This is a genomic window from Streptomyces sp. NPDC040718, assembly GCF_055593565.1.
Genome location: NZ_JBVIXO010000003.1, coordinates 144,556 through 160,587 on the forward strand (window position 1 = coordinate 144,556; position 16,032 = coordinate 160,587).

The 16,032-nt window shown below is 75.1% G+C and carries 9 protein-coding genes and 1 pseudogene; 8 read left to right on the top strand and 2 right to left on the bottom strand.

What is annotated here, in order from left to right:
* The first annotated feature begins 29 nt into the window (after nt 1-29).
* The 6 genes and pseudogenes from ACZ597_RS09410 to ACZ597_RS09435 form a co-directional block, all read left to right on the top strand.
* Entirely contained in the window at nt 30-1,169 is a 1,140-nt protein-coding gene (locus ACZ597_RS09410) for a hypothetical protein (RefSeq protein ID WP_471327167.1), read from the top strand.
* Nucleotides 1,166-2,932, top strand: coding sequence for a hypothetical protein (locus tag ACZ597_RS09415; protein ID WP_471327170.1), 1,767 nt, complete (start codon nt 1,166-1,168; stop codon nt 2,930-2,932). The genes ACZ597_RS09410 and ACZ597_RS09415 overlap by 4 nt, the downstream gene beginning before the upstream one ends.
* The gene (locus tag ACZ597_RS09420; protein ID WP_471327172.1) at nt 2,929-4,863 is read left to right on the top strand and encodes a TOMM precursor leader peptide-binding protein; all 1,935 of its coding nucleotides are present in this window, start codon (nt 2,929-2,931) and stop codon (nt 4,861-4,863) included. The genes ACZ597_RS09415 and ACZ597_RS09420 overlap by 4 nt, the downstream gene beginning before the upstream one ends.
* A 36-nt stretch (nt 4,864-4,899) precedes the next feature.
* Nucleotides 4,900-6,576 carry a thiopeptide-type bacteriocin biosynthesis protein gene (locus tag ACZ597_RS09425; RefSeq protein WP_471327175.1) on the top strand — a complete coding sequence of 559 codons (1,677 nt, stop codon included), beginning with the start codon at nt 4,900-4,902 and terminating at the stop codon, nt 6,574-6,576.
* Between the two features lie 134 nt (nt 6,577-6,710).
* The gene (locus tag ACZ597_RS09430) at nt 6,711-7,598 is read left to right on the top strand and encodes a DMT family transporter (protein ID WP_471327178.1); all 888 of its coding nucleotides are present in this window, start codon (nt 6,711-6,713) and stop codon (nt 7,596-7,598) included.
* A gap of 501 nt (nt 7,599-8,099) precedes the next feature.
* Nucleotides 8,100-8,424 (top strand): annotated as a pseudogene (locus tag ACZ597_RS09435) (transposase); the annotation flags it as partial.
* On the opposite strand, the gene ACZ597_RS09440 reads toward ACZ597_RS09435, so the two are convergent.
* The gene (locus ACZ597_RS09440; RefSeq protein ID WP_471327181.1) at nt 8,421-9,818 is read right to left on the bottom strand and encodes an STM4012 family radical SAM protein; all 1,398 of its coding nucleotides are present in this window, start codon (nt 9,816-9,818) and stop codon (nt 8,421-8,423) included. The pseudogene ACZ597_RS09435 and the gene ACZ597_RS09440 overlap by 4 nt on opposite strands.
* A gap of 185 nt (nt 9,819-10,003) precedes the next feature.
* Between ACZ597_RS09440 and ACZ597_RS09445 the strand changes: the two genes are divergently transcribed.
* Together ACZ597_RS09445 and recQ are read left to right on the top strand one after the other, a co-directional pair.
* Complete coding sequence (locus tag ACZ597_RS09445) at nt 10,004-11,167, top strand: DUF1152 domain-containing protein (protein ID WP_471327184.1); 1,164 nt, start codon at nt 10,004-10,006, stop codon at nt 11,165-11,167.
* Between the two features lie 9 nt (nt 11,168-11,176).
* Nucleotides 11,177-13,174 carry a DNA helicase RecQ gene (recQ, locus tag ACZ597_RS09450; RefSeq protein ID WP_471327186.1) on the top strand — a complete coding sequence of 666 codons (1,998 nt, stop codon included), beginning with the start codon at nt 11,177-11,179 and terminating at the stop codon, nt 13,172-13,174.
* A 289-nt stretch (nt 13,175-13,463) separates the two neighbouring features.
* Here the strand turns inward: recQ and ACZ597_RS09455 are convergent, their stop codons facing one another.
* Nucleotides 13,464-15,842 (bottom strand): ATP-binding cassette domain-containing protein, encoded by a 2,379-nt coding sequence (locus tag ACZ597_RS09455; RefSeq protein ID WP_471327189.1) that lies wholly within the window; start codon nt 15,840-15,842, stop codon nt 13,464-13,466.
* Between the last annotated feature and the right edge of the window lie 190 nt (nt 15,843-16,032).

Consider the following 16,032-nt stretch of genomic DNA (forward strand, 5'->3'; position numbering starts at 1 on the left):
CCCGCCCCCGGACAGCAGAGGAACCGACCATGCCGGCACCCGACAGCCGCGCCATCGACGTGATCGCCTACCACCACCACCCGGTCAAGGCCCCGCTGCTGCGCGAGGTGCTGCTCCCCCTCGCCGCGTCCTGCGCGGCGCAGGGGCTCGACGCCCACGTCGAGCGGCACTGGCTGCACGGACCCCACCTTCGGCTGTGCCTGAGGGGCCCGGCCGCACGGGTGGAGGCCGCCGCCGCGTCCGCCGCCGCCGGGATCCGCGCCTGGCTGCGCCTGCACCCCTCGCGGAGCGACCGCACCGAGGCCGAGCTGCTGGAGGCGGCCGCCGAGGCCGGGCGTGCCGAACTCGTCCCCCCGCCCCACGGGCCGATCACCCCCGACAACACGGTCCGCGTCGAGCCCGCCGACCCGACCTCCGTACGGGCCCTGCTCGGCGACGACGGCCTGGCCCTGCGCGACGACCTGCTGCGCGAGGGGCTCGGCGCGCTGCGGGCCGGCGCCGGCTTCCTCGGCGACCACGACGACACCGCGCGGGCCCGGCTCCGGCTCGCGGTGACCGCGCTCGCCGCGCACGCCGCCGCCCACCCCGGCGGCCTGGCCGGCGGCCACTGGTCGTACGTCTCCCACCTGGAGGACTTCCTCCTCCACGACGACCCCGACGGGCGGCTGCGGGCCTCCTTCGACCGGCAGTGGGAGCGGGCCGGGGACACGGTCACCGCGCTCGTCGGGCGGATCGCCGACGGCGGGGCCCACGGCTGGGAACGGTCCTGGGCCGACTTCTCCGCCGCCGCCCGGAACCTGACCCGCTCCCGGTACGAGGCCGGCGCCGACCTGCACGGCAGCCCGCCCGCCTACCGGGACCGGGCCGCCGCCACCGGGGACCGGGCGACGGCCGAACGCTGGAACCCGGACACCCGCACCCGCTTCAGCGGGTTCCACCGGCTGCTGAGCCGCGCCGACCCCGGCGGGGCGATGTTCACCGACCCCGGCTACCTGGTCCACCGGGCCTGCACCAACGCCCTCTACCGGCTCCTCGCCATCTGCGACGTCCGCCCGCCGGAGCGGTACCTGGCGGCGCACCTGGTGATCCGTACGGTCCCCGCGCTGACCGGCTCCGACTGGCGCACGGAACTCGACGCGGCCGTCGCCGCCGTGGAGCGCGGCGCATGACCGCCCCCGAGCGGGCGACGGCGGTCGACGCCCGGGACGTGCGCAGGCTCCGGCCCGGCGTCGCCGTGACCCCGCTGCGGGCCGGACTCCACCTGCGGGGCCGGGCCGGCAGCGTCACCCTGGAGGGCAGCGCCGCCCTGCCCGCCCTGTGGCAGTGGCTGGAGGGGCCGCTGCGCGCCGGCGCGCTCGACGACCACCTCGACGCGGCCGGAGCCGGCCCGGCGCTGCGCACCGCCGTGGAGACCCTGCTCGGGCAGCTGGAGGCCCACGGCCTGCTCGTGTCCGACCCCGCCGGGTACGCGGAGACCGGGTACGGGGACCAGCGCCACGACCCCGTCTCGCTGTGGCTCGGATCGGCCGCCGAGCGGCCCGCCGCCGCCCGCGCCGCACTCGCCGCCGCCCGGGCCGAGGTACTGGCCGCCGCCCCCGACGGGCCCCTGGCGCGTGCCGCCGGGCGGGCGCTGGCCCGGGGCGGACTGCCGGTCACCCGCACCGCCGACCCGGCCCTGCCCGAAGGCCGGGTGCTGCTCCACCTCCACGGCACCGGACCGGTCCGCGCCCTCGCCGCGGGCCTGCTCCCCGGAGGCGGCTACGCCACCGCCCCCGGCAGCCCGGCCCGGGCCCGCTCCGACGCGGCGGCCCTGGAGGCCCGGCTCGGCCCCGGCGGGAGCGCCGCCGCCGCCCCGGCACTCGCCCCGCTGCTCGGCGGCTCCGCCGCGCACCGGCTGCTGTGCGCGGCCGCCGGGCTTCCCGACCCGGCGGACGAAGGCGGCGGCGACCGGCTGCTGCCCGGCCTTCCGGCGGTGCTCCTCGCCGGCACCCGGCCCCTGCGCGCCGAGTACCGCACCTGGCTCGGGCCCCGCAGCCAGGACCCCGGCCGGCGGGCGGACCTCGCCCCCGCGGCCACCCTCGGCGAAGCGCTCCGGCGGCTGGCGGCCCTGACCGACGAGCGGTGCGGCGCCCTGCCCGCCCCGCTCCCGGCGGACCTGCGGCAGCTCCCGGTGCCCCTCGCCACCTGCGAACTACCCGGCGACGGCGACGGCGACGGCCAGGCCCGCCGACGCCTGACCGCCGGGGCGCCGAGGCTGGACCTGGCCCGCCTGGAGCTGTTCTGCCGGGCGGCGGAACTGCTGCTGGCCGGGCCGGGGTTCACCGTCGGCGCGAACCCCGGCCACGCCCGCGGCCGGGCCCTGCGCGCCGCCTTCACCCGCCGCGCGGCCCGGACGCCCGGCGGGGGCACCCCCGCGGGCGCCGCCGTCGCCGGGCCCGAGTGGTCCGGCCACCCCCAGTTCCGGCACTGGTGGCACACCCTGACGGCCCGTCTGGAGGTGCCCGCCCGGCTCCGGGTGCTGCGGGCCGGTACGGACACGGCGTACCACGCCGTGGTCCGCCGGGCCGGGGACCCCGAGGTGCTGGGGGAGGCCGTGGAGGCCACCCCGGGCGACGCGGCCGCCTTCGCCGCGCTCGCCGCAGCGGCCGCCGTCCGCGCGGGCGGGCCCTCCGGCGGCCCGCCCTCCGGCGGGGCCGTGGCCCCGCTGGCCGCGGCGGGCACCCGTACCGCCGGCTGGGAGGACGACGGCTGGACCAGCCGTTGGCTGGCCGGCGCCGCCGGACGAGAGGAGGCCTTCCAGGACGCCCTGCGCCGGCTCGCCGGGCCGGACCGGCCCACGGGGACACCCGCACCGGCCCGGAGCAGCGCGCTCCTGGAGCTGCTGCGGGCCTTCGGGTTCACCGTCCTGCACACCCCCGGGGAGCCGTGGTGACCACAGCCGTCCGCACCGCCCCCGGCGCGGCCGCCCTCTTCGCCGACCTGCCCGTCCCGGTCCTCGACGCCGGAGCCGCGCTGGCGGCCACCGCCGGCCCGGCCGCCGTCCTGCTCACCGAGTGGACGCAGGGGCTCGCCGAGGAGCTGAGCCGGCACGCTCTGGCCCGTCCCGTGGCCCTGGTCCCCGTACGCTTCGACGGGCCGCTAGCCGTGGTCGGGCCGCTCCTCGCGCCCGCCGCGCCCGCCTGCCTCTGCTGCGCCGAGTACCAACGCCTCGCCACGGCCGGCGGACGCGTACCCCTGCGGAGCCCGAAGATGGCCCTGGCCGGCGTACCGTCCCCGGCACTGGCCGAGGCGCTCGGCGCCCTCGTACGGGACCTCCTGGACGCCCAGGCCGAGCCGGAGCCCGTGCAGGACCCGCCGACGGCCACCGTGTACCTGCTCCACCAGGGACGCGGCACCTGGTCCGGGCACCGGGTCCGCCCGGTCGGCGGCTGCGCCGTCTGCCACCCGCTGCCCGCCGACTCCGCCACCCCGGCGGCCCCGCTGCCCTCGGCGCCCCGCCCGCTGCCCGACCCGTACCTGCTGCGCGCCCCCAACCCCCGCACCACGGCGGACGGGTTGCGCGCGGCCCTGTACGACGAGCGGTTCGGGCCGGTCCGGGGCCTGTTCCGCACGGAGGACTCCGCCTTCTGCCTGACCACCGCCCTCGTCACCGACGGCCGGGGCGTCGACGACGGCGGCCACGGCCGGGCCGGGGACTTCCCCGACAGCGAGCGGACCGCCCTCTTCGAGGCCGTCGAACGGTACGCCGGGATGCGCCCCACCGGCCGCCGCTCCGACTTGCGGGCCTCCTTCGCCGAACTCGGCCCCGAACGCGCCCTGGACCCCGAACACCTCGGCCTGCCCGACCCCGCCCACCACGGGCACCCGGCCTCCCCGACCGTCCCCTACACGCCCGCCCTGGAAATGGACTGGGTGCGGGGCTGGTCGCTCACCCGGCGCCGGGAGATCGCCGTCCCCGAGCACGTGGCGTACTGGGACCCGCCCGGCGAGGGCCGCCCGCGCGTGGTGTACGAGTCCTCCAACGGTTGCGGCCTCGGCAACAGCCCCGAGGAGGCGGCGCTCTACGGCCTGTTCGAGGTCGCCGAGCGCGACGCCTTCCTGATGGCCTGGTACGCCGCCACCCCGCTGCGCCGCGTCCAGCCGCCGCCCGGGGACACCGACACGGCCCTGCTCGCCGACCGGGCCGCCCTGGCCGGCTACCGGCTCCTGCTGCTCGACGCGACGAACGACTTCGGGATCCCGGCGGTCGTCGCGGTCTGCCGCTACGAGGGTTCCCACCCCGACGCCCCGCGGATGTTCCTCGCCGCCGGCGCGCACCACGACCCGCGCGCCGCGATCCGCTCCGCGGTGGCCGAGGCCGTCACCAATGTGCTGGAGTCCGCGCAGCGCGCCCTCGCCGGGGACCGCCCGCGCGATCCCGGGCGGCTGCGCCCGATGCTGGACCGCCCCGAACTGGTGGTCACCCTCGACGACCACGTCGGGCTCAACGCCCTGCCCGAGGCCGCCCCGAGGCTGGAGTTCCTCTTCGCCGACACCCCGTGCCTGACCGTCGCCGAGACCTGGCCGGGAGCGCCCGAGCCGGTCACGGACCTCTCCGCCCTGCTCACCGCGACGGTGGGCCGGCTCGCGGCGGCCGGCCTGGAGGTGGTCACCGTCGACCAGACCGAGCCGGGACTGCGTGACCGGCTCGGCCTGCACTGCGTGAAGGCCGTCGTACCCGGATCGCTGCCGATGACCTTCGGGCACGTCAACCGCCGTACCCGGGGCCTGCCCCGGCTGCTGGAGGTGCCCCACCGGCTGGGCCGCACGGACCGGCCGCTGCGCCACGAGGACCTCGCCCTCCACCCGCACCCCTTCCCCTGACCCCTGCCGAACCCGACGAGGACCGGACGTGATCCCGTGACGACCCCCGACACCTGGCACAGCCACCACCTCTTCCTGCACTGCGCCACCGAGGACACGGACGCGTTCCTGGTCCACGGCGCGGCCCCGCTCCTCGACGGCCTCGTCGCGGCGGGGGAGGCCGCCGGATGGTTCTTCATCCGCTACGGGGAGGGCGGACCCCACGTACGCCTCCGGGTGCGCGGCCTGAGCGCCGCTGGCGCCGCAGGGCTCCCCGGCGAACTGGCCCGCGCGGCGAAGGAGGTGCCCGAGGTGCCCGGCCCCTGGCCGTCCCGCCACGGCGAGGTGCGCGCCGTGCCCTACGAACCGGAGACCGGGCGCTACGGCGGCCCGCGGGCGCTGCCCGTCGCCGAGGAGGTCTTCGAGGCCTCCACCCGGGTGGTCCTCGACACCCTGCGCACCCTGCCCGGGGGCGGCGGAACGGGGGCCCGGCCGGCCGCCGCCGTCGACCTGGCCCTTACGACGGTGCACGCGCTCCGCATGGACCCGCTCACCGCGGCGCGCCGGCTGCGCGGGCACGCCGCCGGCTGGCGGTGGGTCACCGAGGTGCCGCTGCTGCCCGGCGCGGCCGTCCACACCCGCGTCAACACCGTGTACGCGGCGCAGCGCACGGGCCTGCGGCGGCGGGCCGGGGAGCTGCGCGAGCGGCTCGGCACGGGCACCGCGGCGCCCCCGCTCCTGCGGTGGGCGGCCGCGGTCGGCGGGGCCGACGAGCGGCTGCGGGACCTGGGGGAGGAGCTGCGGGCCTCGGTGTGGGGCTCACAGCTCCACATGCTGTTCAACCGGCTCGGGATCACCCCCGACGAGGAGCGGGCGGTGTGCCGGCTGGTCGCCCGCACCCTGCTGGAGACCGAGGAGCCGCCGGGCTACTTCCCGGAAGGGCACACCGCCGCCGACTTCCGGTACCTGGAGAGGAGCAAGTTCCAGATCGGCCGAGGGGAGGACAGCGAGCTGCGCCCGCTCCCGGAGGGGGCGGACCGGGAGCGGGCGGACCGGGCTTGGGCGGCGGGGCCCGAACTGGCCCTGCCCGCCGATCCGCTGCCCGACGTGCCGCTGTCCGACGTGCTGGCCGCCCGCGCCTCGATGCGCGGCCGGCTCCGGGGACCGCTGGACGCCGCCACCCTGGGCTCCCTGCTGTGGCACTCCCTGTCCGGGAGCGGCCGCACCGGGCAGCCGGTCCCGGACGGCCCGCCCCCGACCCCGTCCCACCGCCCCTACCCGAGCGCGGGCGCCCTGTACACGGCCCGGGTACGGCTGCTGGTGCTCGACGTGGCGGGGGTGCCGGCGGGCACGTACGAGTGCCTGCCGGAGCGGCGCGCCCTGCGCCCGGTCGGCCCGGCACCGGCCCTGGCGGAGCTCAAGTCGCTCTCCACGTACCTGTCCCGGCCGGACACGGCCCCCCACTGGATCGGCGTCGACGGTGCGCCCGCGGTCCTCGCCGTGTACGCGGACCTCGGGCTGCTGCGCCGCCGCTACGGCCTGCGGGCCCTGCGCCTGGCCCTGCTGGAGGCCGGCCACCTCACCCAGACCCTGCTGCTGACCGGTACCGCCCTGGGCCTGGCGGGTACTCCGCTGGGGGGATTCCACGACGACCTCGCGCACGAACTCCTCGGCCTGGACGACCTGGAGCAGCCGCTCCAGTACCTGCTGCCGCTGGGGCGCCGGGCGCCCTGAGAGCCCCGGTGCCCTTGTGCGAAGGCACGGACCGGGCCCCGCGCACGGGCGGAATCCCATGGAATTCCCCAGTAGGTCCGGCGGCTCCCGCCCGATACGTTCGCCACATTCCGGATGTGGCGAAAGGGGAAGCCGTGGGAGCAGTGGCGTCCGTACTGGCGGCGGCGGTGCTGTGGGGGACGGTGGGGCCCGCCCAGCTGTGGGCGGACACCGGCGTGCACCCGGTGTCGCTCGGGGCCTGCCGGATGCTGCTCGGCGGCCTCGTGCTCAGCCTGCTGACGGTGCGCCCGGCGGGGCTGCGCACCCTGGGCAAGCCCGGAGCGCTCCGGTGGCTCGTGCTGAGCGTGCTGGTGACGGCGGCCTTCCAGGTCTGCTTCCTCCAGGCGGTGGAGCGCGGCGGGGCGGCCCTGGCGACGGCCGTCGCCTTCGGGACCGTGCCCGTGGTCGGCGGGCTGAGCGCCCGGTGGCTGGGCGGCGAGCGGCTGACCCGCCGCTGGCTGTGGGGGACGGGCTGCGCCGTGGCCGGCATCGGACTGTTGCTGCTGCCCGGCAGCGGGGCCGGCGCCGACCTGCTCGGGCCGGCCTTCGCGATGGTGTCCGGGGCGAGCTTCGGCGTGTACATCGCCGCGTCGAAGCAGCTGGCCGCCCTGGGCGCGGACCTCGCCACGGCGGCCCCGGTGAGCGTGCTGTGCGCGGGGCTGCTGGTCTCCCCGTACCTGCTGGTGGCCCCCGAGGGGCTGGCAACGGGCCGCGCGCTCGCGCTGATCGGCTGGCTCGGCCTCGGCACGACCGCGCTCGGCTACCTGCTGTTCACGCGCGGCGTCGGCCGGCTCAGCGCCGCGACGACGGGGACGCTGAGCCTGACCGAGCCGCTGGTGGCGGCGGTCCTGGGGGTCGCGGTGCTGGGCGAGCGGCCCGGGCCGACCGCGGCGGCCGGGGCGGCGCTGATGCTGCTCGGGCTGGTCCTCGTATCCCTGCCGGAGCGGCGCCGCAACGCCGTCACCCCCCGGGCAGTGCCTTGACAAATGATCACGGATCGGTGCGCGGAGCCAGAGGGTCGGCGAGGCCAGATGACTCAGGCGTGGTGGCGGTCGGCGAGCTTGTCGAACCTAAGACACATCTACGGGCTCGTAGAGCACGTCGGTTCTGAGAATTGTCTTCGTACCCTCAAGAAGCGGGGCCGAGTCGTGAAGCGTCCGATGCCAGAAGATGAGCGCATCGCCCGGTTCGGGGCGGTGGGCGCTCACTATTTCCTCAGGCTCTGCGAGTCGGGGCCAGTCCGAGAAGTCGCGTTGCGCAAAGGGAAGGTCGTTCTGCTTGTCGGCGATGAACCGCGTTTCTCCGCCCACTGCCTCGTACGACAGGTAGACGACGACCGTCAGGTGAGTTCGCGTTCCGTCGGGGGCGAAGTTGGGCGAATCGTAGTGCGGGACAAGCAAAATCCGCCGTGTTCGTACGTGATGAAGCGCATGGTCGGCGGCCGCCTTCACGGCCGTGCGCGCGGCGGCGGGACACCGGTGCGGGTAGTGGGGGACAAGGCCTGCTCCAGCCGGGCGATCCGGCACCTGCTGCGGCGTCGGGGCATCGCCGTCACGATCCCCGAGCGCCGCGACCAAGCGGCCAACCGCCGGCGCCGAGGGCGCCTCGGCGGCCGGCCGCCCGCCTTCGACAAGGAGATCCACCGCGACCGCAACGTGGTCGAACGACGCTTCGCACGCCTCAAGCGGTTCCGCGCGATCGCGACCGGGTTCGACAGGCTCGCCGACCGCTACCGCGCCGGAGTCCCTGGCCTCGCTGACCCTCCGGCTCCGCGAACCAATCCGTGAACCTTCGCGGTCACAGCACTAGCGGTCCCGGTAGGCGGTCATGTTCGTGCGGACGCGGTCCGAGAAGAACATCGGGCCTATCGCGTCGGCCCAGGCCATGCCGTCCGGGGTCAGCCCCAGCGTGCCGCCCTTCTCCCGCAGCCAGTTCCGCTTCAGCAGGAAGTCGAGCTGGGGCCCGAAGTCGTCCTCGAAGCGCGTCGTGAACCGCTGCTCGTAGGCGTCGGTGCGCATGCCCGTGGACTCCAGCAGGTGCTGGAGCACGAACATCCGGCGCCGCTCGCCGCCGTCCATCCGGAACGCCCACTGGGCGCGCCGGAACCGCTCGGTCGGGGTGGCGATGTAGTCGTCGATGATCCGCCGCACCTCGGGCACCGCGACCGCGTAGTCGGTGGTGTAGTGCAGATCGGTGGTGAACGAGCGGGCGCCGACGCCCAGTCCGACCATGCCGGCCTGCTGGTTGTACTCGCTGATGCTGCTGCCGTCGGTGTCCTCCACGGCGGCGGTGCCGGCCCGCCGGAAGACCCGCATGGAGGTCTGCTCGTAGCCGGCGGAGAGCAGGTGGTCACGGCCGTAGCGGTAGAGCCGCAGCCGCTGGTCGTTCCAGTCCTGGAGCGTCTTGGCGTGGCGGGTGCTCAGCCCGGTCAGCGGGCGCACGTACAGCGGGTAGAGGTAGATCTCCTCGGGCTCCCAGGAGAGGGCGGCGTCCAGGGAGACCCTGAAGGTCCGCTCGGTCTGCCCGTCGATGCCGTAGATCAGGTCGATGTTGAGGATCGGGAACTTCGCTTCCTTGAGGCGGGCGAGCGAGGCCTCGACCTCCGCGCGCTTCTGGGGCCGTACCGCGGCGCGCGCCTCCTCGTCGACGAAGCTCTGCACGCCGATGCTCAGCCGGGTCGCGCCGCGTTCGGCGAGCACGGCGATCCGGTCGGCGGTCGCGGTCGCGGGGGAGGTCTCCACCGACCAGGAGGCGGCCTTGAGGTCGGCTCCCATGATGTTCTCGCTGATGTCGCAGAGGCGGGTGAGCTCGTCCGCGGTCAGGTAGGTGGGGGTGCCGCCGCCGAACGCGGCGAGGGTGAAGCGGATCGGCTCGCCCTTGGCCTCCAGCGCCTCACGGGTGACGCGTGCCTGCCGCTCCAGGGTGGCGAGGAACTCGCGGGTGACCTCCTCGGGGGCGCCGGTGCGGGTGAAGAGGTTGCAGAAGCCGCAGCGCATCTCGCAGAAGGGGATGTGCGCGTAGAGGGAGAGCGCGTCGAGGCGCTCCCCGGCCCACAGGTCGCCGAGCAGCGGGCCGTCCTCCAGGAGGCGGTACGCCTTCTGGTGCGGATAGGCGTACACGTACTGCTCGTACGGGGTTTCCGGATCCGTCGCGGTGGCGGAGTCCGGGAAGGACGGGGTCGGCAGCAGAACGGGCTTCGTCATAACGGGAATTGACTCTCTCTCGGAAAGAGGGCGTCACTCTTCGTGACCAGGCGTCACCTTAGGTCGGGGCCCGTGCCGCTTTCCGCAGTGCGATTCCCATGAACAGCCTTTCGGGATGTAGAGCTTCATATGTACTTTTTGTGGAAGCTGGGATTCCGTCCCGGGCCGGGATATCCCTGTCCGCCATGGAGAGCACGAAGACCGAGAACACCAGGGGCGCGCGGAGACTGCTCGTCGCCGCCGGAGGCGGCGGCGACCCCATCACGGCCGCCATGGTCCACGCCGCCCTGCACGGCGCGGACACCCCGGCACTCGTCCTGACCTACGCCTGGGAGCGGCTGGTCGTCGATCCCGTCCCGGGCCCCCGGCGCGCCGGCGACTTCCACGGCACCGAGACCGCCGCACCGGACCTCGCCCTGGTCACCCCGGCGACCCGGCCCGTCGCCCCGGCCGGCTCCCTGCTCCCGCGGCTGTCCGGCGAACTGCGGCCGCGCCTCGGACTGCTGGACCCCTACGGCGGCGCGCTGGGCCTGGCCCGCCAGATCGCGGCGGCCGCCCGCTGGTGCGGGGCCGGCCGGATCGACCTCGTCGACGTGGGCGGCGACATCGTGGCCCGGGGCGACGAGCCCACCCTGCGCAGCCCGCTCGGCGACGCCCTCGCCGTCGCCGCCTGCGCGGCCGCGGGACTGCCGACCCGCGTGTACGTGGCCGGGCCCGGGCTCGACAACGAGGTGCCCCCGCCCGACCTGCTGCCCCGGCTCGGCGAGCCCGCCTTCGCCCTCGGCGCCCGGCACACCGAGGTCGTGGCCGGAGTCTTCGACTGGCACCCCTCCGAGGCCAGTGCCCTGCTGGTGGCGGCCGCCCGCGGGGTGCGCGGGGTCTGCGGCACCCGGGACGCCCCGCAGCCCGTCCACCTGGACGCCCCCGCCGCCGGGGTCCACCGGCTCACCCTGGACGGCGTCCTCGCCCTCAGCCCCCTCGCCCGGGCGCTGGCCGGCACCCGCTGTCTGGAGGAGGCCGAGGAGGCCTCCCGCGCCGTGTGCGGCTTCTCCGAGATCGAACGCGAACGCCGCCGGGCGGCGGCCCTGCCCGCCGCCCCGCCCGCACCGCGCCCGGACCGGGACCCCGCCGCCGTCCGGGCCCGCTTCGCCGCCTGGGAGCGGCAGACGCTGGGGGACGGGATCGCGTACGCCACCACCCGCCGGATCACCGAGGAGCTGGAGCTGAGCGCCGGGGAGGCCCGGGGTCTGTTCGCCGCCCTGGGCGACCGCCGGGCCGCGCCGCTGTGGCGGCTGGGTCCGGCCCCCGGCCGTCCACAGGCGGGACGGGGTGTCGGCGGGGGCCGCTAGGCTTCTCGAATGGCTCTTTCGGACGCTTCCCCCGAGATCTCGGACTCCCTGCAGGTACTCCACCGCGTTTTCGGCTACACCTCCTTCCGCGGCGAGCAGGAGCAGATCATCGAGCAGGTCGCCGGGGGCGGCGACGCCCTCGTGCTGATGCCGACCGGCGGCGGCAAGTCGCTCTGCTACCAGATCCCGGCGCTCGTCAGAGAGGGCACCGGCATCGTCATCTCGCCGCTGATCGCGCTGATGCAGGACCAGGTGGACGCGCTCACCGCCCTCGGGGTCCGGGCCGGGTTCCTCAACTCCACCCAGGACCCCTACGAGCGGCAGGCCGTCGAGCAGGCCTTCCTCGCCGACGAGCTGGACCTGCTCTACCTGGCCCCCGAGCGACTGCGCACCGAGGGCACCCAGCGGCTGCTCGACCGGGGGAAGGTGTCCCTGTTCGCGATCGACGAGGCGCACTGCGTCGCCCAGTGGGGCCACGACTTCCGGCCGGACTACCTGGCCCTGTCGATGCTGCACGAGCGGTGGCCGAAGGTGCCCCGGATCGCCCTCACCGCGACCGCCACCGAGGCCACCCACGCCGAGATCGCGAAGCGGCTGGGCCTGGAGGACGCCCGGCACTTCGTCGCCAGCTTCGACCGGCCGAACATCCAGTACCGCATCGCCGCCAAGGACAAGCCGCTGGCGCAGCTGCTGGAGCTGATCAGGTCCGAGCACGACGGGGACGCCGGCGTCGTCTACTGCCTGTCGCGGGCCTCCGTGGAGAAGACCGCCGCCTTCCTGGTGGAGCAGGGCATCGACGCCGTGGCGTACCACGCCGGGATGGACGCCCGCACGCGCGCGGCGAACCAGGCGCGCTTCCTGCGGGAGGACGGGGTCGTGGTGGTGGCCACGATCGCCTTCGGCATGGGCATCGACAAGCCCGACGTGCGTTTCGTGGCCCACCTGGACCTGCCCAAGTCCGTCGAGGGCTACTACCAGGAGACCGGCCGCGCCGGCCGTGACGGCGAGCCGGCCACCGCCTGGCTCGCGTACGGCCTCCAGGACGTGGTCCAGCAGCGCAAGCTCATCGACGGCTCCGAGGGCGACGAGAACCACCGCCGCTCCCTGGCCGCCCACCTGGACGCCATGCTGGCGCTGTGCGAGACCGTCGACTGCCGGCGGGTCCGGCTGCTGGCGTACTTCGGGCAGTCCGGCGAGCCCTGCGGCAACTGCGACAGCTGCCTGACGCCCGCCGAGTCCTGGGACGGGACGGTCGCCGCGCAGAAGCTGCTGTCCACGGTGTGGCGGCTGGCGCGGGAGCGGCGGCAGAAGTTCGGCGCCGGGCAGATCATCGACATCCTCCAGGGCAAGAAGACCGCCAAGGTCATCCAGTTCGACCACGACGCCCTGTCGGTGTTCGGCATCGGCTCGGACCTGAGCACCGCGGAGTGGCGCGGGGTCGTGCGCCAGCTGCTGGCGCTGGGGCTGCTGGCGGTGGAGGGGGACTACGGCACCCTCGTGCTGACGGACGCGAGCGGCGAGGTGCTGGGCGGGCGCCGCACCGTCCAGATGCGCAAGGAGAAGGCGCCGGCCGCCGCCTCCCGGAAGAAGGAGTCCGGCTCGCGCTCCGGCAAGAGCGCCCGGGTCCCGGTCGACCTGCCCGCCGCCGCGGTGCCGGTCTTCGAGGCCCTGCGCGCCTGGCGGGCCGCGACGGCCCGCGAGCAGGGCGTCCCTGCGTACGTCGTCTTCCACGACGCCACGCTGCGGGAGATCGCGACGCTCCTGCCCGGCACGGTCGGGGAGCTGTCCGGCGTCGGCGGCGTCGGCGAGGCCAAGCTCGCCAAGTACGGCGAGGGGGTCATCGAGGCCCTCGCCGGGTTCACCGCGGCCGCGCCCCCCGCCGCGCAGCCCCCGTCGGCCCCCCACGAACCCTCGTCGGCCCCCCACGAGCCGCCGCAGGAGCCGCCGCACGAGGACGAACCGCCCTTCGACCTGGACGAGGACCCGCCCTGGGACGACTGGCAGTAGCGGTTCCGCCGAACCGGAACGGGATCGTCAGGACCGTGTCAAAGATCGGTCTCCTTGTGCAAAGGGCACGTCAGGAAGTGCGCCCAGGGGAGTCGGCCGGGCACAGACTGGTAGTGCGACGGAGCCGGACGACGGCCGGCGGCACGCCGACCGGAGCACGGTCCCACCGTGGGGGTAAGGACCGGGCGCCGCGGACGCGTGCCGTCTCCGCTCGCACAGCACGGGCCGTCCGGCCTCCGGTGTGGGGATACCGGTGCCCGGACGGCCCGCGTGCTGCCGCGGGAGCGGCTCAGGCCGTGTACGCCGCGAGGTGTTCGGCGGTGAGGGTGGAGGCACCGGCGACGAGGTCGGCCGGAGTGCCCTCGAACACGATCCGGCCGCCGTCGTGCCCGGCGCCCGGCCCGAGGTCGATGATCCAGTCCGCGTGCGCCATGACCGCCGGGTGGTGCTCGACGACGATCACCGACTTGCCGGAGTCGACCAGCCGGTCCAGCAGCCCGAGCAGCTGCTCGACGTCGGCCAGGTGCAGTCCCGTCGTCGGCTCGTCCAGGACGTAGACCCCGCCCTTGTCCGCCATGTGGGTCGCCAGCTTCAGCCGCTGACGCTCGCCGCCGGACAGCGTGGTGAGCGGCTGGCCGAGGGTGAGGTAGCCCAGCCCGACGTCCGCGAGCCGGCCCAGGATGCGGTGCGCGGCCGGGACGCGGGCCTCTCCGGAACCGAAGAACTCCTCCGCCTCGCGCACCGGCATCGCCAGCACCTCGCTGATGTCACGGCCCCCGAGGCGGTAGTCCAGCACCGACGCCTGGTAGCGCTTCCCCTCGCACTCCTCGCAGGTGGAGGAGACGCCCGCCATCATCCCGAGGTCCGTGAAGACCACCCCGGCACCGTTGCAGGCCGGGCAGGCGCCCTCGGAATTGGCGCTGAACAGGGCCGGCTTCACACCGTTGGCCTTGGCGAACGCCGACCGGATCGGGTCGAGCAGCCCCGTGTACGTCGCCGGGTTGCTCCGGCGCGAGCCGCGGATCGCGCCCTGGTCGACGGAGACCACGCCCTCCTCCGCGGGGATCGAACCGTGCACGAGCGAACTCTTGCCGGAGCCGGCGACGCCCGTGACCACCACCAGCACGCCGAGCGGGACGTCCACGTCGACCCCGCGCAGGTTGTGCGCGTCGGCCCCGCGGATCTCCAGGGCGCCCGAGGGCGTCCGTACGGTCTTCTTCAGGCCGGTGCGGTCGCCCAGGTGGCGGCCGGTGACCGTGCCGGAGGCCCGCAGCCCCTCCACGGTGCCCTCGAAGCAGACCGTGCCGCCCGCGGTACCCGCCCCGGGGCCGAGGTCGACGACGTGGTCGGCGATCGCGATCGTCTGCGGCTTGTGCTCCACCACCAGCAGCGTGTTGCCCTTGTCGCGCAGCCGCAGCAGCAGGTCGTTCATCCGCTGGATGTCGTGGGGGTGCAGGCCCGTGGTGGGCTCGTCGAAGACGTAGGTGACGTCCGTGAGCGCCGAGCCGAGGTGGCGGACCATCTTGACGCGCTGCGCCTCGCCGCCCGAGAGCGTGCCCGCCGGGCGGTCCAGTGCCAGGTAGCCCAGGCCGATCTCCACGAAGGAGTCCAGGGTGTGCCGGAGCTTGTCCAGCAGCGGAGCCACCGAGGGTTCGTCCAGGCCGCGGACCCAGGCGGCCAGGTCGCTGATCTGCATGGCACAGGCGTCGGCGATGCTGATCCGCCCGATCCTGGACGCCCGGGCCTCGGCGGTGAGCCGGGTCCCCTCGCACTCGGGGCAGGTGGCGAAGGTCGTCGCCCGCTCCACGAACGCCCGGATGTGCGGCTGCAGCGCGTCGAGGTCCTTGGACAGCATCGACTTCTGGATCTTCGGGATCAGGCCCTCGTAGGTGAGGTTGATGCCGTCGACCTTGATCTTGGTCGGCTCCTTGTGGAGGAGGTCGCCCAGCTCGCGCTTGGTGTACTTGCGGATCGGCTTGTCCGGGTCGAGGAAGCCGCAGCCGGCGAAGATCCGCCCGTACCAGCCGTCCATGCTGTAGCCGGGGATGGTGAGAGCGCCCTCGTTGAGGGACTTGGAGTCGTCGTAGAGCTGGGTCAGGTCGATGTCGGAGACGCTGCCGCGGCCCTCGCAGCGCGGACACATGCCGCCGGTGCGGTTGAAGGTCGCCTTCACCGTCTTCCTGGAGCCCTTCTCGACGGTGATCGCCCCGCTCGCCCGGACCGAGGGCACGTTGAAGGAGTACGCGCCGGGCGGCCCGATGTGCGGATCGCCGAGCCGGCTGAAGAGGATGCGCAGCATCGCGTTGGCGTCGGTGGCGGTGCCGACCGTGGAACGCGGGTCGGCGCCCATCCGCTGCTGGTCGACGATGATCGCCGTCGTCAGCCCCTCCAGCACGTCCGCCTCGGGCCGTGCCTGCGCGGGCATGAAGCCCTGCACGAAGGCGCTGTAGGTCTCGTTGATCATCCGCTGGGACTCCGCGGCGATCGTGTCGAACACCAGCGAGCTCTTCCCCGAGCCGGAGACGCCCGTGAACACCGTCAGCCGGCGCTTGGGGATCTCGATCGCGACGTCCTTGAGGTTGTTCACGCGCGCGCCGTGCACGCGGATCAGACCGTGGCTGTCGGCGATGTGGGGCGCGGGCGATCCCGTGTCCGTCCTCTTGGCCATGCTCTTCGTGTCTCCATCGCTCGGTCCGACCATTGCGGCGTGACCGCCGCACCGTACGGCAGCCACGCTATGCGGGGTCCGGGGTCCGGCGCTTCTCGAATCCTGATCCGTCCGCCGCGGCCCCGCCCGCCGGCCGGCGCTCGTTCCACTGCGCAAACCCCGCCCGGCCGGTGCGAACCGCAGGGCTGCT